We start from the raw sequence: 21173 nt of genomic DNA, 5'->3' as shown, positions 1-21173 counted from the left end.
ACAAGCAATTAGCCATTCGGAATGGCCGTGGGCGCCAGGAAAATTTCGAGGGTAGATTTGCAAGGGGCGCAGCTAGCGATGAGCACACCGACACGGCGCATGGAAATCGCCGAGCTCACCTCTTTCGATTTAAGAGGTTTTGCGAGCTTAGATAAGAAAATCCCTCGCAAATCTCAACCGCCTGAGAATAAAGTGGCGGCAGCCCGTCCAGTAAAGCTGAATTGAAAAATGGAACCTGCTGGCTACTGAAAACAGGAGATGAAAGTTGCAGTGGATCAAAGCGCTCGATCTGGAGATGTGGGCCGAAACAGTCCAGGCCAAAGGCAAGATGCCCGGCCTAGTGAGCGACCTAATATGGGCCACGGCATCAAAAGTCAGATACCTAAGATTTCCAAACGGGGATAAAGGCCAGGTTCGGGGCTACGATGGCGAACTTGACGCAGATTCCTCCTCATCGTTCATCCCGGACGGCAAGTCCGTCTGGGAGTTTGGAACAAGTGGTGCAGGCAAAGCCAAGGCTGAGAGTGACTATAAAAAACGCACCAACGAGGTCGCGCCGGCTGATCGCGTGAACCTTACGTTGGTGATTGTTACACCCCGAACTTGGGACACCGGAGGAGAGAAACTCCCTGACTGGCTTGCGGAGAAAAACGCCCTAGGGGAGTGGAAAAAAGTTGAGTATCTCGAGGGGACGCGGTTAGAGGACTGGCTCGCCCAATGCCCGGCCGTCGCGTCGAAATGGGCGAGTTGCGAGCTCAAGCTGACTCCCCAAATCGGAGTTCAGAGCACTGAAGAATTCTGGCAGTTCTACTCAAGCCGATTCTCACCCGAACTGAACGAATCGGTATTGCTCGCCAGCCGAGAGGATCAAGCGAAAGAGTTGTTGGAAAAGCTGACTCAAAACAGCGGCCGCCTTGCATTTGCAGCCGACTCTCCTGACGAGGTCATTGCTTTCGTCATCGCGGCAATACGTAGCGCACCGGAACCCATCCGCAACGTACTGGAGGCCCGCACCCTAGTCCTAGAAACGGAAGAAGCCGTCAGGCATTGCTTAACGCTGGACAATCTTATTTACCTTCCACGACAAGGAGCTAGGGCTTCGGCAGGTCGACTCGCTCGTGTAGGTGTTACCGTCATCAGTGCCGGGGCAGATGAGAAAAGCCATGACCACGTTCTCCTTCGCAGGCCAAGCAGCAGAGAAATGGGAAAGGCGTTCATGAATATGGGTATGAACGAAGACGCCGGTTACCAACTGGCTAGAACATGCGGCCGCAGCCTAGCGGTTCTGGCTCGACTGCACCCTAGTGGCACGGCTGAAAATCCTGAGTGGATTGAAGATGCTGACTTGTTGATCCCTGCCCTACTCGCTGGATCCTGGATGGCTGACGTGGAACCGGATCGCTCAATCCTGAGTCTGCTCACCCGTAAAGATTACGATGACGCAGAAGAAGAGCTGCTCAAATTTACCAAGATGCAGGATGCGCCATTAGAGCGCATTGAAGATCTCTGGGCGATGAAAGCATCAGTGGACGCTTTTGTATATCTCGGGCATCTCATCAGCAGCAAACATCTGGATCGCTTCAAGGAAGCTGTCACCTCGGTTTTTTCAAAAGCTGCACAAGCGCACAAACCTCCTACTGCGGATCAGCCCTTTTTGATGCCAGGTAGCAGAGATCAAAATCCGCTGCATACTGACTCCCTAAAAAACGGCCTTATGAACACACTGCTGCATATGGCCGTGTTACATGAGCAAGCGCAGTTCAAAGTCTCACGTTCCAACCCTCAAACTTTCGTTGACGAGGTCGTCCGGGGACTGCCAGGGCTGTCCAGCGATCACCGGCTCATTGCGAGCTTAGAGCAACAACTTCCCCTGCTGGCGGAGGCCTCCCCAAACCCTTTTCTTGAGGCCCTTGAGCGTCAGCTTGAGGGCGACGCCACAATCCGTCCTATCTTCGACGAATACCCGGGCCTAATCACCCCGACTACCTATCATTGCGGTTTGCTGTGGTCTTTGGAGGCGCTGGCGTGGCTTCCGGATTTCCTACAACGAGCAGCACTCTGCCTCGCAAAGCTTGCAGCTCTGGATCCTGGTGGAAAGCTGACGAACCGGCCCATCAATAGCCTACGCTCGATCTTCCTTTCATGGAGTCCCGGCACTGCCGTCAGCACCCAACATCGGCTCGCGATTCTAGAGTCGATCATTAACGACGTCCCCGTCATCGCATGGCCGCTCCTGGAACAACTACTGCCTCGCTTTAGCGATACCAGCACGCCGACGACGAAGCCGAGATTCAGAGAGCCCGAACAGAGAGAGACCGAAAACCTGACATACGGGCTTGTCTGGAAAAGTGAGGAAAGAATCGTTGAGCTCGCGATAACCCGGGCAGAGTATGATCCAGCCCGTTGGAGCTCGCTGATCGACTCTTTGGGCGCCGTGCAGGAACCCACGTTCGAACTGATCGTAAACGGCCTCGGACACGTTCTCGGTGCTACCCAAGACGAACAGCAATCCGACATATGGAATGCACTTCGCAAACAAACCCTGCGCCACCGAAAGTATCAAGACGCGGACTGGGCATTGCCTTCTGACAGTATCGAAACGCTCGAGGCTTTGGTCGAAAGACACAAGCCCGCAGCTTTGGTGGAATCTGTAAGCTGGCTCTTCGACGATTGGATGCCCTCGTTCGATTTGGACGATGCAACCTCCGACCCAATTCAGGCGGTGGAGGACGCCCGCGTGGCAGCTCTCAGGGGCATCATGGATGCGACGGGAATCGATGGCGTCGTGGGCTTGATGGAGCGCGTTAAGGTTCCTCGCTTGGTGATGTTCTCTATTCGCAGCCTACAGCTTCCTGATAACCAGCTTTTGCAACTGTTCACCAGGATGCTCTCAAGCACCATTGGCGAGTCAGCCCTCGCTGCAAGCATTGTCTTGGCACATGGTATAGAACGGTTTGGTGACAGTTGGGCCACAGATGCAAAGGACGTTCTGCAGAACAGTGGCTGGGATCATCAGAAGTGCGCTCTGGTGCTTTTGGGACTGGATGAAACCAGGGAAAGCTGGAATTACGTCACGTCTTTTGGGAATGAGACGGAGGCAGCGTACTGGAGCCAAAAATCGCCTACCAGGATCACCGGGCCGCTAGAAGATCTCACATTTGCCATCGAAAAATATCGCTCTGTGGGGCGCTCTGCAACAGCCCTGGCCGCAGCAGAGAAGCGATTGGAGGAGCTTTCCGTCGCAACGATTCAGGCAATCATGTCCTCAGCAGTGTCTGAACATAACGCAGATCCAGAGGCGAAAAGCACATTTGGATTTCTGGACGTAGACAGGATTTTTTCCGCACTAGCGCAAAGATCTGACCTCCCCCGAGAAAGCCTGGCAGCATTGGAGTTCATGTACCTTCCCATGCTCCGTACCGATAACCTTACGATCCATGAGCTTTTGCTGGAGCAGCCAGTGTTCTTTATGGGCATGGTTAGCAGAGTTTTTCGAGCCAAAGACGAAGAGCCTCGAGATCTTTCCGAAACGGATAGAAAGCTGGCAACCGCTACCTATCGGCTACTCAAGGGGCTAAAGAAGCTTCCAGGTCAGAAAGAAAACGACGTGGATGAAGCTGCTCTGAGGGCTTGGTGCGTAGATGTCCGAAAACTGGCGCAGGAATCGAACAGGGGTATGGTCACAGATCAACTGATTGGACAAATACTGGCACACGCCCCGCTTGAAGCGAAGGATTCGGCATGGCCTCATGAGGCCGTCAGAAACGTCATTGAAGTCTTGGCGTCGCCTGAGGTTGAGCGAGGCATCAGCCTCGAACGCTACAACATGCGCGGGGTGTACAGCAAAATGCCGGATGAGGGCGGGGATCAGGAGCGCGCCCTCGCCTCTCAATCGCGTGAGTGGGCTGCGAAAACGATAGCATCAGTAAGAACGTCAGCAATGCTCCGCAGGATTGCTGAAGGCTGGGAAGCCGACGCTGAGCGGGCAGATATTGCTGCTGCTCAGCGAGCCACGCGTTGGTAGAAGTGCAACTAAGAGGAGCTTGGCGTGCGTTGAATTTTGCCAGCACAAGTCAAGCACCTCTCCTACTTAAGCACGAAGCAGCCGACACACTACTCAGCTTTGGCCTGACTCGAGCTCTGCGAACTGCGCAGCTAATTGTTGTTTCGAGCATTCTAGACCTCCAGCAATCATTGAACGCTACATGGGTGATCAGTCGAAGCATGATGGTCATTTTTCGCCTAGATAGCCGCATACCATTGCATACACAGCAGGCTCCTGGATGTAAATAACAGCCAAACTCAAAAGGATCATCCCAAGAATTGCGGACACCACTCCCCTTACGATACCGAAGTCATTGACGCCTCGCTGGAGTTTTACCGAGCAAACAGTAAATGCAAGGTAAAATACGCCGATTAAAAAGTTCGACATCCTGGAAACAGAACTTGCGGATATTGCTGCAGTGACATTCGCTCCAAATTCCCCGAGCTCACAGCTATGCGCTAAAGCGGTCATTCTCGAACCCAGCGCTGGCATCTCAGCGATCTTCATGAAGACTAGGCAAATCGAGATATAAAAAAATGAGTTGATCGTAGAGAACAGCGACCCCTTTCCAAACATGCAACGTGCGCCTAACCAGAAGCAAGCTCCATAGAGGATCAGGAGCATGCAATTCAGGACAACCATGACGGCTACAAAGTCTTTACTGAGCTCTATTCCAATCCCTTTCAGCGATGGGAAGCTTAGTAGTGATAACGCAACGGCCATTACGAGCCCGATCAAGCTGGCTTGCGCACACCAGTAATTGCGCAGCTTCATATCTTTGAAAAATTCGGTCGGAGTAATTATGGAACGCTGTAGATCTTTAGCCCCAGCCACGAACGTGGGAAAAACACTCTTGATCACAGAAAATATACCGTCAGACACGCAAAGACCCTCAGCTAATTATTGAACATATATCATCGGCGGCACTCACTAATTCCTTAGCGAAACTGCAATATTTTTTCCCTGATATTTTTCGAGAGATACCTCTCCGCTCGCAGCATTCCTCTCAATGCGTAGAGATACGCAACGCGCTTCAGTACGGTTATGATCTACATCAACTAAAACAGTGCGATCCTCCGCCCTTCGATGGGGCGCCATACCACGAACTGGGGGGTGTGCTCCGCTTAACCGAATCGGCGCCAAGAATTCAGGAAAGCCCTCATGGCCCAGCCGCTTTTCGACTTTGACCTCAAACGCGTCTCCCGCGAAACCTACATAACAGGCAAAGCCGCCATCAATTTCCCCTATCCTGGAAGCACCACGGGTGGGTGGCATTTCCTTTCATATTTTGACCGGGACTCCGGGGTGGCTAAGGTGTCGTTGACAGGTATCCATTACCCTGACACCACAGCCTACTTTGGTGACCTTGGCATCATCGACGTGACCGATGAGCTAGCAAAGCGTGGATGGTCTGTGGAGGGCCGACGTCTGTTCATGGCCGATCACTACCGAGCCGCTGCGGACATGATCGTTAGATGGGCATTGAGTGAGTCTAATCACTGCAACGTAGAGATCGATGATTGGTTCCCCTCTCGTGCGGAAAGACAGCGACTGCTAGAGACTCTAGATACAGCAAGGTCAGAGCTTTCCGAGGTTGGCCGATGGCAAAAAGTGGAAGCGTGGCTGCGTACGCAAACCTTGAGCTAGGGTAGTCGGTAGTCTAGATCCCAACAGAGCAAGCACCGAGATGGGTTCTGGGCTGGAGTATCCAGCGCACGAGCACCGGGAGCCCACTCATGTCTTTAGCCCGACATCACCTTGGCATTACAGGTCGTTGACAACACTACATATGGTGATTAGTCTGCAATAGCAGCACATCATATGGTGTAAAAAGATATGAACCGTGAAAGCATTCAGCAAGCAGCCCATCGTCTTCATAAGGAAATTTGGGACAACCAAGAACGCCTATGGCCAAACCGACACCTGACGCCATTTCAGATGCTGGCACCTGAGGTTGCGGCCCATATTTTAGGACTCGATTACCAGCTCCTTCCTGACCTGGGTTCTCCACTGTTCGGGCGAGAGGGAGAGCGCTTCAAGGCTGCTGGCTTAATGAATCGCTCGATTCGACGCATAGCAGTTTCCACCGAATTCCCAATGAATGTGATCCGGTTCACCGGCGCACATGAGGTCGGTCACTTTGTGCTTCATGAAGATGAGGTGATGCATCGTGATAAGCCTTTGGACGGATCGGCACGAGGACAAAGTCGTCCTCCCAAGGAAAGGGAGGCTGATTACTTTGCGGCGTGTTTTTTGATACCAGCCCGACTTCTACTGGATGCTTTTGCTGCTCAATTTCAAATGAAGGGCCCCTTCCCTTTCACCGATACCACCTGTTACCACCTCAACCCTTCAGATCCATGGTCGCTTCTGAACGCAGAAAGGGATTCGCTTGATCGAGAGATTTCGCTGGCAAGGTGTGCCCGGTTCAATAACCGTAATTTGATTCCACTTTCGGTTCAATTTGGGGTTTCGGATATTGCGATGGCGATTCGAATCAAGGAGCTTCAGCTAGTACGCTGGCCTTAGCATCTATCCCCCTTGATGCTCTAGTGCCGATGTTCAGTGGTGCGTCGGCCCAAACGAGTCCTTGGTTGGCGGGTTTTCGACGAAATCGATGGACATACTGAGCTCGTCTTCCATGTGCTCGAAGACTTGGTCGAGACGCGGATGAGCTTTCGATTCTCGCAGTGCACTTACTAACTCCAGAAGCTCTCGACCCTGGGCTAGCGGCATCTGGATATCGCAGGACACCGTGTCGTCGTCTTGTCCCATGCCCTCACCCGCTCAGTCTTTTTTAGATTTATTTCTTGCGGCCCTATGCTGCTCCAGTTGTCGCATCTCTGCTTCCCAACTCGCCAGGAATTTATCCCAGCCTGAGGCGTATGGCCCATCGACCAACCTGGTCGACCCGACGCTTGCCTGGTAGAAACGCTCTCTCCAGGGTTGCGGAATAGTCTGCTCCAAAATGATGTTGATTCCGGAGTTATGGCGCATCACCGAGACAGAGTTACGAACCTGAATGAGGTCGAGTGGCTTATCGCTACAGGGGGTGTCGTTTCGCTCTTGGTCGTCGAGATCATCGAGGATGGCAAGGAGGTCGGATGCAGTGGGATCGCCAGGACGGAGGCTGGCAAGTGCCCACAGAGTCCTTCGCCTAGCGCCCTCAAGCTGACGGAGTTCATCGGGGTTCATTTCAGCGCATCCTTGTTGATTTGATATCGGGCAGTAGCTATGGCGTGCCGCCTGCGGCGGAAGGCTGGCGAGAACTGAGCCACGGCTACGCCGCGTCTCAGCCCGTTGGGCGCTCATCCTGTACGCCTGCGCGCTCCGCTTGCCTGATACTCGCATGGAAAGGAAATTCTGACGCAGCGAGTCCGAAGCCGGGGCAGGTGTAACCGTCCCCTACGTACAGGATTATTACTTATGGAGCTTACTGAAGCGACTCGATAGCACTGCAGCTTCGGTAGTTTCCCAAGCTTCAGGATCAGACGTAGCGTTGAACATCACCAATGCCCTCCACAGGAAAAAGGCGGCAACCAAGCTCGACTCAATTACTGCAAATACCGTAGTGGTATACATATAATCTGAATTTTCCCCGAAGAAAAACAGCACTGGAAAGATCGAAGCGATCCAGCCGGCGACGAAAGTTAGACCAAATGCGATGGCCGCAGTGACCGTCAGGAAAATCGGGACTTGATATCTATACTGGGTTGCAAATGATTTCTCGCCGTTTTGCTTCGCTAGGCCGTACAAGATGCCTGTGTTTTTTTCTTTGTCATTGTTTCTTTTAAACAAGCCATACAGAGTTACACTCTCGCCGACTTCTAGCCGAACAGGCGTTGCACTCAATCGGTGGCCTGTACGAGGTCGAACGGCAGGCCAAAGACATGAGCAATGAGGATCGCTGGCGATTACGCCGGGAAATAGCGGTGCCCATAGCAGGAAAGTTGCATGATTGGATGCTGGCTCAGCGCGACCTTGTGCCCGAAGGCTCGGCCACGGCCAAGGCCCTGGATTACAGCCTGAAACGCTGGGTAGCGCTGACGCGCTACCTGGATGATGGTGCTGTGCCCATCGACAACAATCAAGTCGAGAACACGATTAGGCCGTGGGCACTTGGTCGCTCGAACTGGCTCTTCGCAGGATCGCTGCGCAGCGGTCAACGCGCGGCAGCGATCATGAGCCTGATCCAGTCGGCACGCATGAACGGGCATGATCCGTACGCGTATCTCAAAGATGTGCTGAAGCGCTTGCCGACGCAGAAGGCTAGTGAGATAGGGCAATTGCTACCGCATCAGTGGGTGCCGGCCTGGCTTACTCAACGAGAGTTTTGAATGGACGACATTTCGAGAATCCAATCGATTATTTCAAGTGATCCCGTTCGTTGGCGTTTACTTGAAATTGTGCACTCGCTCAAATTGCCAGATTGCTGGATCGGAGCAGGTTTCGTTCGAAACGCGGTTTGGGATTATTTGCACGGGCGCGTTTCGTCTCCAGTATCAACAGATGTTGATGTCATCTGGTTCAATGCTGAACGTTGCACTCCCGAGGAAGATGCAGCATTGGAGGCCGTCCTTAGCGGATTAGAACCGACCGTAAAGTGGTCTGTGAAAAATCAAGCACGAATGCATATTCAGAATAGTGACGAACCATACTTGTGTGCGATCGACGCAATGCGCTATTGGCCTGAAACCGCAACGGCGGTGGCTGTCAGGCTACGAGACGAAGGCTCATGCGAGATCGCTGCCCCGCTGGGAGTTGATGACCTTTTGGGGTTGGTCATCCGGCCAGCTGGTAGGTTTGTCACGGAAAAAAATACGATTTATCAAGACCGCTTCAAGTCCAAAAACTGGATGAAGATATGGCCGCAGCTCAGTCTTGCGCCCATAGCGGTACCTCCTATCCCTTCCGAAAAAGCAACTTAGCCGGACGCTGCCCTTTAGGAGAGAACCATCAAAGCCTTATCAATTGTACGGCCCAGCGGCGCTCGAATCGCTTCTGGGGAGAAAACCCTCGAAGTTCGTCGTTGGCATCCAGACTTAGATCCTTCCGAGGATCTCCTGATTGTTGAAAACGGGCGATTTCTCCATATCGATGGTGACGAAGACGATGACGGTATTGCTGTCGCAATCGTGCGCGTGAAAGCTGTGCGCCCATTCGCCCTCGTTGACATGCAAGCAGCCTGTGCAAGTTATTTTCAGGATGGCTGGCTCGCATGGGAGTTGAGTGACTTGAGGCCGGTCACTCACTCAGTGATCATCCGTGCGGCGCGTGGCATCTACGAGGTAGATTTCTTGCTTTCAGATGGAGGATGCTGATGATCATCAAGCGAGAAGTGGAAGTGGTAGGCGTGTAGCTAGATTAAATCTTAGAAATCCTAGAGCATCTTTGTAAATCTGATGCCATGCATCAGAGGGCTCGCTCACCAATGGATGCCAAAAGAATCTGAACTCATGCCCTCCGTCATCTTCAGCATGATGAACCCAGGTATCGGGGAGGTCTTGTGCGACGTGACACTCATGGAATGCCCATGTGTGCCCTGTTATATGGGAGCGCCACGTTCCCAGATCTCGCACTACCCTGCCTTGAATTCCTGCCTCTTCTACCAGTTCTCGCACAGCGGCCACATCAGTAGACTCACCGGGCTCGACACTTCCTTTGACCAATTGCAGACCTGCCAATGGATGCTCAAAAGCCAAGATTTCTAGCGCTTGACGGCTCCGTAGCACCACCGGGCAAGCTTTATCTACCATCATGACGTTTTCTCCTTTGGCTGGTAATTTTGCGTGCTGAGCGGGTTGGAAAGCCTAGGTGAAGTCAGCCGGCAAGGGAATCAGATTCACGTGTGGCATCTTCAAGATCTATTAGCATCCGCTTACGGTGTGTTGCGCGGACGGTTACGCCCTGATGGAGCTGACCCTCCACGTAGAAGCCCACGGACATGCGGATGTAGGAAATAATGTACGTGGTGCCCTGGAGGCAATTGGCGAGAACGCGGGACACATCAAGCAAGGCCTCGCACGCCTTAGACCCCTTCCATGACCCAGGCACCTGTTCCACCTCGCGCACCAACATATGCCTTTTGGAAAGAGCATAACGGGTGTTCGAAAATCGCAGGCTAGCTCTGTAGGGGCAGAGTTTTGCGACCTTTTTGAAATATTCTGAAGCGAGGGATCTGTTCAAGAAGGCTCGAAGCGCCCTGATTTTTCCGGCTCGCTGGGTTCATCTAGCCTGTATCGAGCTCTCTAAAACCGTAGCATTTGGTGCGTAGCACTGGATAGACTGCAGGACAGAATTGCGATCCTCTATGCTGATCCTTGAGCCCAGCGTTACGGTCATACGCTGTAGCATTAAGGCATCAACCGGCAGATCAATGAAGGTGACCTCAGGTGGCGGTGCCATATTTCCCAAGGACTGCCACTGCTCCATCATGTTTAGAAGCTCATTTTCATAATGATCGGGATCGTCTGTATAGATTAGGTCAGGCCCCTTAACAGCCATGAGAGTAAATCGATACTCGGACTGATCCTCCCAATGCTTCGCCTTGGTTCTGGCAAGTCTGGATCCTCCTGTTACCTCGGTCATTTCTGGTATTGAGTTAATGAACTGTTTCACATAAGCGACTGGGTCTTCGACGTACAGGACGTCGCCCCCGAAAGACTCTTCATCAGCCCATGGCATCAGCACGTAGCCTTTGCCGAACATTGTTTCTTTCATAAAAGGTGCCGGCGCACGATTAAGTCTGAAACCCAGCGTTTCGGGTTTGCCGTTTAGCGATGTGTAGGGACGTTTAAGCTCCAGTCGCAACTTTGTGCGAGGGAACGGAGACCCATTGAAGCTCAGCCGAACGCCACGATGCTGATCCGCATACCGGTACCACTGCCCCGACGTCTCAACAGGTGATTTGACCCAAGAATTAATGAAGTATGCTTGCCGCGTTAAGTGAAACGCTTCAAAAGGCAGCTCGGCGAGGTCATCCAGGCAGTCGGCTCTTGTAAATCGGAGCTTTCCGCCCTGTAAAATTAATGGGAGCGTCGACGCTCGGGTGTAGTGGTGAATATCCATTTCTCAAATCCTGTAAATATCGGGTAAAAGGGCCGCTAGAGAATCTGCGCTTTAAATCTTATGATTTTTACGAAGGAGATCACGCATAGCTGGCCTAGTTAGCCGAACTCCGGATTTCTCTTACAACCACCAATAAATTCTGGCTCGGCTATCCCTGTAATCCTGCCACTGTTTGATTCTGATCTCAAACACGTCTCACGGGAGCACTACATAACCGGAAAAGCTGCGATCAATTTTCCTTATCCGGGAACCACCGCTGGCGGGTGGCATTTCTTGTCCTACTTCGACCGAGAACCTGGCGTAGCAAAAGTGTTGCTGGCAGGTATTCACTACCCTGACACCACCAGTTTTCTCGGCAACGAGCGCATCGTTGAGGTTTCTGAGCAAATGTAAAAACGTGGCTGGTTTGCAGAGGGCCGGCAGCTATACATGGCGACTCACAACAGGGCCGTAGCAGACATGATTGTGCAGTGGGCCCTAAACGACACAAAGCGCTGCAATGTCGAGATTGATGAGTGGTTTCCATCTCCATCAGAGAAACAACGACTAATTGAGGTAATCGATGTGGCAAAGCCGGAGCTCTCCCAGGTTGGCAGGCTGCAGAAAGTGGAAGCTTGGCTAAGCTTGCAGTAACGTAAATGCCGGGATGCAACCACAGGTTCGGTGCGAACTGGACGAGGGCAATGGATATGCGTAAAAAAACTCAGTCGTGGTTTTTCCCGCTTCTAATTCTCTTCGCTGTCTTTTGGGCAATAAGCAAGAAAGACACGCCTCGCGCTAAGGTTCCGCTCAGCCAGCAGCCCACGCCGAACGCCTTAGTTTCTGCTCCGCTACCAGCGACCCAGCCAGTACAGAGCTTACCAGTCGATCAGTTTGTAAATGCGGATCGGTTGAACCTGCGGAACCAACCTAGAGGAAAAGTCATCTCGACCTTGAAACGTGGCGACAGGGTTCAAGTCTTCGAAAAGAAAAATGATTGGGTTCGCATCAGCGTGGATGGTCAGCCAGCTAAATGGCTATCATCTAAAAGCCTCTGTGACGGGGCGAATTGCTACGCAGTCTCCAAGCAGAAACCAGTGCGTCAGACGAGACCTGCTCCTCAGCCTATTCCTCGGCAAACTCCGAGCTATGGATCCTCTTGCCCTTGTTCATCCGGAAACGTCTGTATCGGGCCTAGAGGCGGTCGGTACTGCATCACTTCTGGGGGGAACAAACGTTACGGTGTTTGATTACATCTCCATCACAGCACACCAGTCCTAATGGGGCTGCGGCGACTCGCAGGGAGCTTGGGCACAGCTACTTCGATGGTGTAGTCCATAGCCACCATCCTATAATCCGTGACTGCAATCTCCCCAGGAGCTCATCACTATGGAAGCGAATATGCCTCAGCCTTGGTACAACACTCGTCCAGCCCCCGTCTTCATGACCGTCTTCTACTGTTTCATCGTCCTGCTTCAAGCTGGCGTCTGGGTGGTGGAGGAAGGTTTCGAGCAAACTCGCTTTGGTGACATTTCTATCTCGGTGTTTCTCAATATCTGCGTGGTAGCGCTGCTGATGTTCGTTGGCGGCTTGATGCTATTAGCCAGGAAAAAGAGTAGCTCGCTTTGCTTCATTCTTGCCTTGGCGTTAGGTGTAACATTTTCCCTTAGCCGAATGGGTAGCGGTTCTATAGTCCACCTGCTCACGCTTCCGATGTTCAAGGAGTACGCTTTGGTTTTTGGGATCTGGGTTTACAGCCTTCAACTGCGCACCACCGGATACTTCTTATCGAAGTAACCTTCTGACCATCATCAACATGGGTGCGGGTGTGAAAAAGAGCGAGCTTCCGGTAAAAACATGCCTTACGTGCGGCCTTCCTTTCACTTGGAGGAAGAAATGGACGCGATGCTGGGAGGAGGTTCGTTACTGTTCGGAGCGCTGCCGGCGCACAAAAGGTTGAGCCAAAAAAGGGCCATTAGGGGCCCTTTTCTATCAATAGAGATTACTTCGCGAGCCAAGACTCTACAGTCGCTGCGCCGTGCTCAATTTTCCACTCTTTCAAACCTTTGTGATTGCCGCCCTTCGTTTCGATGACCTCGCCGGTGTGCGGGTTCTTATAGACTTTCACCTGGCGGGCCTTGCGCGTGCCCGCTTTCGGCGTGGCGACAGGAACGCGTCGACCGGCTTGCGGATCAAGCAGGTTGATAACGTCCTTCAGGCTGTAGCTGTATGTTGTGAGCAAATCGCGGAGCTTCGTTTCAAACTCAATTTCTTTCTTGAGGCCGCTATGACCTTTCAAGGTTTCCAGAGCCTGAAGCTGTTCAGCGAGGTGTTTTTCGAGCTGGCGGAATTCTGCGAGTTTTGACATAACAGATCTTTTTTCAGTAGTTACCTAACAGTATATTGCAAATCGGTCGGCACAATGGAGGCTAAGTGCGACTGACATGCTGAGCTTTCTGAGATGCGAGGAAATTTGTAATAAGTTGAGATAATTAGGGTGAGATGCAGGCCCAGCTCGAAACCATGACCTATGCTGTTTTGATCACATCAGCAATGCTTAAGGAGTCCAAATGGCGAAGCATATCGTTATAGTTCACGGATGGAGTGACGAAGGTAAGTCTTTTAAAAATCTGGCCTCCAACATCGCTCAGTGGTCTGAAAAACCGCCTGTGGTGATTAATATTGCAGACTGGATTTCACTTCAAGATAAGGTGACCTATGCAGACATCGCTGTGGCTATGCAACGAGCATGGTTAAAGCTGAAGCTACCTACTGACCCAAGGTCAGTCGACGTTGTGACCCACAGCACTGGCGCGCTAGTTGTACGTGACTGGATGACGCGCTTCTACAGAAGCGATAGCGTGCCCATCCACCGTTTCGTCATGCTGGCGCCAGCGAACTTTGGCTCTCCTCTCGCCCATAAGGGGCGGTCGTTCATTGGCCGAGTTGTCAAAGGATGGAATAAATTTCTGGGGCAAACCGGTACCGAGATCCTCAAAGGTTTGGAGCTGGGATCTCCCTATACTGTCAACCTTGCCAAAAAAGACCTCTTCTCTAATGAGACTTGGTATGGCTCCGGAAAGATTCTCGCCACCGTGCTGGTAGGAAACGTTGGCTATGACGGCGTTGAAGCGATAGCGAATGAAGATGGGAGCGACGGTACCGTAAGAATCAGCACTGCCAACCTGAACTGCGCCCTTTTGCAGCTTCCTTTGGACTCAAACCAAAAAGCCAAAGATGGCTGGAAATTGCTCAAATCGAAGGGTGAGATAGCCTTTGGGATTATCGACCAGGAAAACCACAGCACCATTGTCTTAAAAAATGGAGGGCCCAAGAATCCTCAGACACTTTCGTTAATCCAACGCGCTTTAACAGTGGAGGATCAGGCGTTCGTGGTAAGCAATGGTTCATTTTCCTGGCAGGCGGAGATACGCGCTGGTGATCCTTTCGTAGTGGATCGCTCTCCGAGCTATATGAATCTGGTAGCTCACGCGAGTGACAACCTAGGGCAGGACGTTTCTGATTATTTTCTTCAAATCTATAGAAAGATAAATACCGACAGAAAGTTTGAAAAAGAAATTTACGAGAATGTTTTTCGCAGCGTACATGCCTATGAGGATAACACTGCGTACCGTTCGCTATATATATCCGTAAAAGACCTTATGGACATCATAGGGCGATATACCATTGATACCCTTTACCTGAGCATCACCGCCCAGCCAGTGTTCGACCCCCCTCAGAACCCTGTGGGGTACAGGAGCATTTCCGCATCCTATGCTGATGGCCTACCGATCTCGAAGAAAGAGATCCCAACGTTCTTCGCCGCTCATCAAACTTTGATTGCTGAAGTGATCATTGAGAGGCAGATAAATGATGCTGTGTTTGATTTCAAGTAGTCGCTCATGAGTGCGCCCGTGAAAGCGACTTATAGTCTAATGGAAAATTTGACTTTTCATTAGCGCCACTTACCTTCTAGGTTATATTCACATTGCGACGAGCTAGGGTAATTGAAGCATCTTGCGCGACTCAAGCTATAGTCATCTCAGGATGTTATCGGGTATCAGAATATTCAGCAAATCCTTAAAAAGCCCTTGGGAGGTCAGGATGCACGTTCTTTACCTTACAGTAGCGTGGTCTATAGTAGTTGCATTTGTTATTACCCTGATTGTAACTATTTTAGGGGTAACTAACAAAATACAATTTGCAAATAAAAAATATCTAGATAAGCTTTTTGCCGTTGTTATATTGGAAGTGGTGGCTGTCGGATTTCTTATATTTCGAACTGGGTTTAGCGATATGTCTAACTACTACCAGTCGGTTGAAGAATTATATAAATCGGCAAGCAAATTAAAAGAAGAAAAGCAATATGATTTGGCACTGGCGAGTTACAAGAAAATACTATCCACGTCAAACCAGGCGTTGCCTTTTAAAATTGAAGATGTCTTCCTTGCGAGAGGTGATATCGCGTTCGAGAGAGAACTGTGGTCGCAGGCGGTGGAGTCCTACGCTTTTTACCTGGAGCTCGACAAGTCGAATATTACTGTCATTTACAAAATGGGCCAGGCTCTCAGGAAAACCCATGATTACGAAAGAGCAAAAAAAATTTATGAAATAGGTTACTCCTTAGACCCGCAAAATTATGAAATCCTTAATGGGCTACAAAACTGCCTGAGTCGTTTAGGTGCCTTCCTTGATGAGGGCGAAAGGTCAGAGGCTGCCAACGCGTACTATGAACAAGCGCGAGAGCATATACTGTCAATGATTAATATATCGAAAGGAGTTAACGTTAAGCAGTATAAGTTTGCGAGTCTTGCTTTGGCCCGACTGAGTTGGCAGCGAAAGCAATATCGAGAAGCCATTGCTAAATACGAGGAAGTTTCCAATGAATATCCTGAATTTATTACTGCCAGAGAGGATTTGGCAGGTATAAAACTTGAATATGGCACCAGGACAGACAACGAAGCTTTCATCATGGAATCGATAAGTCTGTACAAGAATCTCTATCAAGGCTCTGACACTGAGGCTGATAAAGTATTCAGCGGGGCTGGTCTCGCGGAAGCGGTTTCACGCCTAGTTAATCCATCGGAAGAAGACTTGAGGATGGCGGATAATGCTGTCAGCTTATCTATAGTCAATAGTCAAAGCGCCAAAGATGATCCTTACCCGCTATATGCAACTGCCTTATTGTTGAAAAAGCTCAACAGAAATGCCGAGGCCCTAGACTACCTATCTTCTGCGATCCTGGCTGAAAAACGGCGCAGTGCTAATCCCTACACGTTCGACTATGTGAGACTTAGACAGTACGAAAAGCTAAAAGAGTCATGGAATTTAAACCAGCAAGCCACCTCAAATTAGACATACTGACTTGACGCGACTCGCGGGGTTTAAGTATCCACAATGTTCGCCTATTGTGGCTCTCGCTGGAACCTGTTGCTGTCACTTGGCCTAGGCTGTCCACAGCTGATCAGATTTGGCCGCATAGCTGGAGCTCTACTCTCCAGGCGAGCTTCCAGTGCGACTGCTGATGAATACTCAAAAGCAGGATATGGGTAGGTGATTGCGTGCCGCCTCTGGCGGAAGGCTGTCGTGAACCGAGCCTGGCAATCCATGTCTCGGCCCTACGGGCGCCCATCCCGCACGCCTGCGCGCTCCGCTTGCCTTGATCATTCTTGAGTGGATAACGCGATGCGTTCGCTCCTGCTATTCTGCCGACTCTGACCATGGAGGTGATCAAGTGCAGAATGAATATTCGCTATCAGATGTGCTGGAAAGGATGTACGAAAACCAGCTCGCCTTAGAGGCAGCCCTGATGGAGTTGACCCTCCACGTAGAAGCCCACGGACATGCGGATGTAGGAAACAACGTCCGTGGCGCCCTTGAGACCATCAGCGAGAACGCCGGCCACATCAAGCAAGGTCTAGCGCGCCTCAAAAAGCTGCGATGATGCAGCCGCTGTTCGATTTTGATCTCAAACGCGTCTCACGCGAGCACTACATAACAGGGAAAGCTGCGATCAATTTTCCACACGTGGGGAGTACAACTGGCGGCTGGCATTTTCTATCTTACTTCGACCGCGAGACAGAGGTGTCGATGGTGTCGCTGGCAGGTATTTACTATCAGACACCACCGTTTTTTTTGGTGACGCGGGCGTCATGACGTAACTGAACAACTAGCCAAGCGAGGTTGGTTTGCCCGATATGACTATGACTGGTAACGAAGACCAAAGCTCAACGACAACCCTAACAAGCCCGAACCGTCGCTCTCGCCAAGCATGTGTTGTTCAGCTCACTTTGCACACACTCGACAACTCCCTAGGGGCGAACTCCAACGCAGTACGATTGAGCGTGCTAAGCCACCTGAGTCGCAAACTTACCAACCGCTTCAACAACTTTCTTGGCTCCGTCCTGAATTTCAACAATAACTTGCCCTGCCTGCGTGGCTAGCTCAAGACCTTGCTCAGCTTGGGACTTACTGTTCGCCATCTCCGCTATGGTTTGATCCACCAGCTTTTGATTTTCCAAAACAACTGATGCGATTTCCTCAGTCGCGGTGCTGGTGCGCCCGGCCAATTGTCGAACCTCATCCGCGACGACTGCAAAACCTCGGCCTTGCTCACCTGCGCGTGCCGCCTCAATCGCAGCGTTCAATGCCAAAAGGTTCGTTTGCTGAGCAATACTACTGATGGTCTGAATGATCGAACTGATTAACAGCGACTGCTTTCCAAGCGCTTCGACGCCACCCGAGGCAGCCTGCATATCCCCAGCGACTTTGCGCATGGTGTGCATAGTGTCGTTAACCACTATCGCACCACGTTGAGCAGTAACGTCAGTCTGCTGGGAGATTTCAAATGCCGTTTGTGCAGCATCACTGACTTGGTGTTCACGGGCAACCTGTTCGGTAATAACCGTCGCAAACTTAACTACCTTGCGCAGTGTTCCTTCGGTGTCGTAGACCGGATTATAGCTCGCCTCCAGCCATACCGTCTGCCCCCTACTATCAACACGTTGGAACCGGCCAGCGACAAACTCACCCTTGTTCAACGTCAACCAAAAATCCCTGTATTGCTGGGAAGAAGCCTCCTCTGGCCGACAGAAAATACGATGGTGACTTCCTTGTGCTTGTTCCAGGCTGTAACCCATCGCTTTTAAAAACTGCTCATTCGCCATGATTACATGCCCGGATAGATCGAACTCAATGACCGCCGTCGAGCGCAGTAGCGCGTCAATGAACGAGGCGTTTTCCGATGCCTTTTCCACTCTGGACGTAATGTTCGTCGCATAGCCTGCGATATGACTCAACCGGCCAGTCGCATCAGCTACGGGTTGCCAATGAGCATGAATCCACACTAATGAGCCGTCAGCATGCAGGTACCTGTATTCATCAGATATCGACTTACCGGCGGCGACAGCCGCCCGAAAATTGTGAAAACAGGGAAGCTTGGAAACGTACTGCGGAACAATGTCGGCCATGGCACGACCTATAAGCTGATTCTGGGTGTACCCCAAAGCCTGTGCAAAATTGTCGTTGCAGGCGGTAATTGCAAAATTAGTATCGATACTCAGCGTCAGCATTTCACGGTGTAGACCATCACGCAGTTGGCGCAGCTCCGACAACTCGGCTGCTTGAGCCTCAAGCTGATTCTTGATTTTTTTATTGAACATAGAAAACCGCCTGTTGGGTGTTAAAAGGTTTATCGGCGTTATCAGCAACACGTTTAGCTATCAGACGAACGAAAAGCAGTGAGGCGAAGAACGTCACAATCAGGTCGGCAACCTGCCGTGGCCACACGTCTTAGCTCCAGCCCCAGAAGCAAATCTGAAATCCCCGATCAGGCACCGCTTGGAACCTGATTTCGTTTCGAGGATTAGGCCCGGTTGTCATCGAAGTTTTTTGAGCATATCTTGTCTAAGAACTTATACAAGGTATCAGTAGTTGTACAAGAATATTCAGTGGCCACTGACGCTTTATTTCGACGGCGAGTGCCCTCTTTGCGCTCGGGAGATCAAGATCCTAAATGCGCGAGCAGCACCGGATCGTCTCCTGTTTGTGGACATCAGCGATCCTACCTTCGACGCAAAATCTCTTGGGTTCACGCTCGTTGAAATGCAGTCGATACTGCACGCCAGGTTGGGCGATGGAACCTGGGTCACTGGCTTAGACGCTACGCTTTGGAGCTGGCGAGCAGCGGGCCTTGGTATCTGGGCGGAGCCGTTATCATGGCGTTCGACTAGGCCACTTCTAAAACTTGGCTATCGCCTATTTTGTCGCTTGCGTCCGCATCTAGCATGGCTGCCCCATCCTGATGGCAGCGTTCGGTGTCGCGATAAGGGCTGCGTAGTGCCTGATACCAAACGCGCCCCTAGCAGCAAGACGTCGCCGGCAAGAGGTAATGATGAATAGAGCTAGCAGCCTTCGCCTGATCCTAGGTGATCAGCTGTCGTTCGATCTCGCCTCACTACAGGCCGTTGATATCGAATGCGATACCGTACTCATGGTCGAGGTGATGGAAGAAGCCAGCCATGTTCCTCATCATCCGCAAAAGATCACCTTTATCTTCAGCGCTATGCGCCACTTCGCCAAGGCGTTGCAGCAACGGGGAGTCCAGGTGCAGTACGTAAAGCTCGATGACCCAGAAAATACTGGTTCGGTGCCTCGCGAGTTAGAGCGGTGGCACGCACTTTTGCGACCGGATGAAATCCACATCACCGAGTGCGGCGACTGGCGCTTGGAGCAATCGATAAAGGACTGTGGTTTAGCGATAAAATGGCATTCGGATTCTCGCTTTCTCTGCTCCCGTGCCGAGTTCTTTACCTGGGCGAATGGCAAAAAGCAGCTGCGCATGGAGTTCTTCTATCGCGAGATGCGCCGTAAGAGCCGGCTATTACTCAATGGGGACGGTAGCCCGGTCGGAGGCGTATGGAACTTTGATGCGGAAAACAGAAAGGCTTTACCCAAGGGCGTAAGGCCTCCATCACCCGCACGTTTTACTCCTGACGCAATCACCCGAGATGTTCTTGCGCTAGTTGCCAAAAATTTCGCAAGCCACTACGGCACGCTCGACACATTCGACTACCCGGTAACCCATGCCGAAGCTCAGGCCCTCTGGGATTACTTCCTCGACTGGGGCCTGGCAGCCTTTGGCGACTACCAAGACGCGATGGCCAGTAACGAGCCGTTCCTGTTTCATGCCCGAATAAGCGCCGCGCTGAACATTGGACTGCTGGATCTTCGTCAGCTGTGCAGCGATGTTGAATCGACGTACCTGTCGGGCAGCATTGCGCTGAACGCTGCCGAAGGTTTTATTCGACAACTGATCGGCTGGCGGGAGTATGTCCGAGGCGTCTACTGGCTGAAGATGCCTGACTATGCCGACGGCAACGCATTCGGTAATTCGCGGTCGCTCCCAGAGTTCTACTGGACGGGCGACACGCAGATGAATTGCATGCGCCAAGCCATCAACCAGAGCCTTGAGCATGCCTACGCTCACCACATTCAACGTCTCATGGTGACTGGCAATTTCGCCCTGCTGGCAGGTATCGCACCGAGTCAGATATGTGAGTGGTATCTGGCGATCTACATGGACGCTTTCGATTGGGTGGAGCTGCCCAATACACTCGGCATGGTTATGCACGCAGACGGCGGATATCTAGGCTCGAAACCCTACTGCGCGAGCGGGCAGTACATCAAGCGAATGTCTGATTATTGCCGTGGCTGCGCGTACAAAGTAAGCGAAAGCACGACAGGCGATGCCTGCCCGTTCAACTCGCTCTATTGGCACTTCCTGATGCGCCACGGCGACCGCCTTCGCGGCAACCAGCGCATGGCCATGATTTATAAAAACCTCGACCACATGGATGAATCCAAACAGCAGGCGCTGTGGCAACGTGGACAGTGGTTGCTCGCAGAAATGGATGAAGGTAGGGGATTTTGAAAAAGAGTGAGCTTCCAGTCAAAACCTGCATGACCTGTGGCCTACCATTTACTTGGAGAAAGAAATGGGCGCGCTGCTGGGAGGAGGTGCTCTACTGCTCAGAGCGCTGCAGGCGAACCAAAACTTGAGGCAAAAAAAGGGCCATCACTG

At 51.6% G+C, this 21173-nt stretch carries 20 protein-coding genes and 4 pseudogenes; 16 read left to right on the top strand and 8 right to left on the bottom strand.

All coding sequences use genetic code 11. The features are described 5' to 3' along the window. Positions 1-265: 265 nt before the first annotated feature. A complete protein-coding gene (locus AOA59_RS32745; protein WP_178076315.1) occupies positions 266-4024 on the top strand; it encodes a hypothetical protein in 3759 nt (1252 codons plus the stop codon). 207 nt (positions 4025-4231) lie between these two features. On the opposite strand, the gene AOA59_RS29510 is transcribed toward AOA59_RS32745, so the two are convergent. After that, on the bottom strand, positions 4232-4927 hold the full coding sequence (locus AOA59_RS29510; protein ID WP_143522862.1) for a hypothetical protein: 696 nt from the start codon (positions 4925-4927) through the stop codon (positions 4232-4234). A gap of 279 nt (positions 4928-5206) precedes the next feature. On the opposite strand from AOA59_RS29510, the gene AOA59_RS29505 reads away from it, so the two are divergent. Both AOA59_RS29505 and AOA59_RS29500 read left to right on the top strand, forming a co-directional pair. After that, positions 5207-5692: a hypothetical protein gene (locus tag AOA59_RS29505; protein WP_099489913.1), complete on the top strand. Its 486-nt coding sequence runs from the start codon at positions 5207-5209 to the stop codon at positions 5690-5692. 189 nt (positions 5693-5881) lie between these two features. Beyond that, positions 5882-6574, top strand: coding sequence for an ImmA/IrrE family metallo-endopeptidase (locus tag AOA59_RS29500; protein WP_068931345.1), 693 nt, complete (start codon positions 5882-5884; stop codon positions 6572-6574). A 258-nt stretch (positions 6575-6832) separates the two neighbouring features. On the opposite strand, the gene AOA59_RS29490 is transcribed toward AOA59_RS29500, so the two are convergent. Beyond that, positions 6833-7240 (bottom strand): hypothetical protein, encoded by a 408-nt coding sequence (locus AOA59_RS29490; protein ID WP_099489911.1) that lies wholly within the window; start codon positions 7238-7240, stop codon positions 6833-6835. A gap of 225 nt (positions 7241-7465) precedes the next feature. Continuing rightward, positions 7466-7897, bottom strand: coding sequence for a hypothetical protein (locus tag AOA59_RS29485; RefSeq protein WP_099489910.1), 432 nt, complete (start codon positions 7895-7897; stop codon positions 7466-7468). Between AOA59_RS29485 and AOA59_RS29480 the strand changes: the two are divergent. The 3 genes and pseudogenes from AOA59_RS29480 to AOA59_RS29470 all read left to right on the top strand — a co-directional run. Next, positions 7870-8382: pseudogene (locus AOA59_RS29480) on the top strand (transposase); the annotation flags it as partial. The gene AOA59_RS29485 and the pseudogene AOA59_RS29480 sit on opposite strands and share 28 nt — an antisense overlap. Continuing rightward, complete coding sequence (locus tag AOA59_RS29475) at positions 8383-8973, top strand: nucleotidyltransferase family protein (RefSeq protein WP_099489909.1); 591 nt, start codon at positions 8383-8385, stop codon at positions 8971-8973. It abuts the pseudogene before it with no gap. Between the two features lie 27 nt (positions 8974-9000). Further along, on the top strand, positions 9001-9366 hold the full coding sequence (locus AOA59_RS29470; RefSeq protein ID WP_099489908.1) for an ASCH domain-containing protein: 366 nt from the start codon (positions 9001-9003) through the stop codon (positions 9364-9366). Between the two features lie 6 nt (positions 9367-9372). On the opposite strand, the gene AOA59_RS29465 is transcribed toward AOA59_RS29470, so the two are convergent. Together AOA59_RS29465 and AOA59_RS29460 are read right to left on the bottom strand one after the other, a co-directional pair. Then, positions 9373-9804, bottom strand: coding sequence for an NUDIX domain-containing protein (locus AOA59_RS29465; protein WP_099489907.1), 432 nt, complete (start codon positions 9802-9804; stop codon positions 9373-9375). Between the two features lie 466 nt (positions 9805-10270). Further along, a complete protein-coding gene (locus AOA59_RS29460; RefSeq protein WP_099489906.1) occupies positions 10271-11113 on the bottom strand; it encodes a DUF2971 domain-containing protein in 843 nt (280 codons plus the stop codon). 638 nt (positions 11114-11751) lie between these two features. Here AOA59_RS29460 and AOA59_RS29450 point away from each other — a divergent pair. The 3 genes from AOA59_RS29450 (at position 11752) to AOA59_RS29440 (ending at position 13052) form a co-directional block, all read left to right on the top strand. Beyond that, positions 11752-12342, top strand: a complete 591-nt coding sequence (locus AOA59_RS29450; protein ID WP_371919099.1) for an SH3 domain-containing protein — start codon at positions 11752-11754, stop codon at positions 12340-12342. A 151-nt stretch (positions 12343-12493) separates the two neighbouring features. Then, complete coding sequence (locus AOA59_RS29445; protein ID WP_056789427.1) at positions 12494-12889, top strand: hypothetical protein; 396 nt, start codon at positions 12494-12496, stop codon at positions 12887-12889. Positions 12890-12920: 31 nt separating this feature from the next. Continuing rightward, positions 12921-13052: a DUF2256 domain-containing protein gene (locus tag AOA59_RS29440; RefSeq protein ID WP_082587738.1), complete on the top strand. Its 132-nt coding sequence runs from the start codon at positions 12921-12923 to the stop codon at positions 13050-13052. A 42-nt stretch (positions 13053-13094) separates the two neighbouring features. Here the strand turns inward: AOA59_RS29440 and AOA59_RS29435 are convergent, their stop codons facing one another. After that, a complete protein-coding gene (locus AOA59_RS29435) occupies positions 13095-13460 on the bottom strand; it encodes a histone-like nucleoid-structuring protein, MvaT/MvaU family (RefSeq protein ID WP_099489904.1) in 366 nt (121 codons plus the stop codon). A gap of 202 nt (positions 13461-13662) precedes the next feature. On the opposite strand from AOA59_RS29435, the gene AOA59_RS29430 reads away from it, so the two are divergent. The 4 genes and pseudogenes from AOA59_RS29430 to AOA59_RS29415 all read left to right on the top strand — a co-directional run. After that, positions 13663-14988, top strand: a complete 1326-nt coding sequence (locus AOA59_RS29430; RefSeq protein ID WP_099489903.1) for a triacylglycerol lipase — start codon at positions 13663-13665, stop codon at positions 14986-14988. A 208-nt stretch (positions 14989-15196) separates the two neighbouring features. Next, complete coding sequence (locus AOA59_RS29425; protein ID WP_099489902.1) at positions 15197-16447, top strand: lipopolysaccharide assembly protein LapB; 1251 nt, start codon at positions 15197-15199, stop codon at positions 16445-16447. Positions 16448-16826: 379 nt separating this feature from the next. Further along, positions 16827-17036 (top strand): hypothetical protein, encoded by a 210-nt coding sequence (locus AOA59_RS29420; protein ID WP_099489901.1) that lies wholly within the window; start codon positions 16827-16829, stop codon positions 17034-17036. Then, positions 17033-17279, top strand: a pseudogene (locus AOA59_RS29415) (hypothetical protein); the annotation flags it as partial. The gene AOA59_RS29420 and the pseudogene AOA59_RS29415, both read left to right, overlap by 4 nt. Before the next feature lie 160 nt (positions 17280-17439). Here AOA59_RS29415 and AOA59_RS33705 read toward each other — a convergent pair. Next, a pseudogene (locus tag AOA59_RS33705) lies at positions 17440-17874 on the bottom strand (methyl-accepting chemotaxis protein); the annotation flags it as partial. A 108-nt stretch (positions 17875-17982) separates the two neighbouring features. Continuing rightward, positions 17983-18663, bottom strand: a pseudogene (locus AOA59_RS33700) (PAS domain-containing protein); the annotation flags it as partial. A gap of 361 nt (positions 18664-19024) precedes the next feature. Between AOA59_RS33700 and AOA59_RS29405 the strand changes: the two are divergent. From AOA59_RS29405 to AOA59_RS29395, 3 genes are read left to right on the top strand one after another with little or no spacing between them, the layout of a single operon-like run. After that, positions 19025-19492: a thiol-disulfide oxidoreductase DCC family protein gene (locus AOA59_RS29405; protein WP_099489900.1), complete on the top strand. Its 468-nt coding sequence runs from the start codon at positions 19025-19027 to the stop codon at positions 19490-19492. Beyond that, positions 19485-21023, top strand: coding sequence for a cryptochrome/photolyase family protein (locus tag AOA59_RS29400; protein ID WP_094774132.1), 1539 nt, complete (start codon positions 19485-19487; stop codon positions 21021-21023). The genes AOA59_RS29405 and AOA59_RS29400 overlap by 8 nt, the downstream gene beginning before the upstream one ends. Then, positions 21020-21151, top strand: coding sequence for a DUF2256 domain-containing protein (locus AOA59_RS29395; protein WP_094774133.1), 132 nt, complete (start codon positions 21020-21022; stop codon positions 21149-21151). Before AOA59_RS29400 ends, AOA59_RS29395 begins: the two co-directional genes overlap by 4 nt. Positions 21152-21173: the final 22 nt, after the last annotated feature.

This window comes from Pseudomonas sp. 2822-15 (assembly GCF_002742515.1).
Classification (GTDB): domain Bacteria; phylum Pseudomonadota; class Gammaproteobacteria; order Pseudomonadales; family Pseudomonadaceae; genus Aquipseudomonas; species Aquipseudomonas salomonii.
This window is presented reverse-complemented; position numbering and strand designations above follow the sequence as displayed.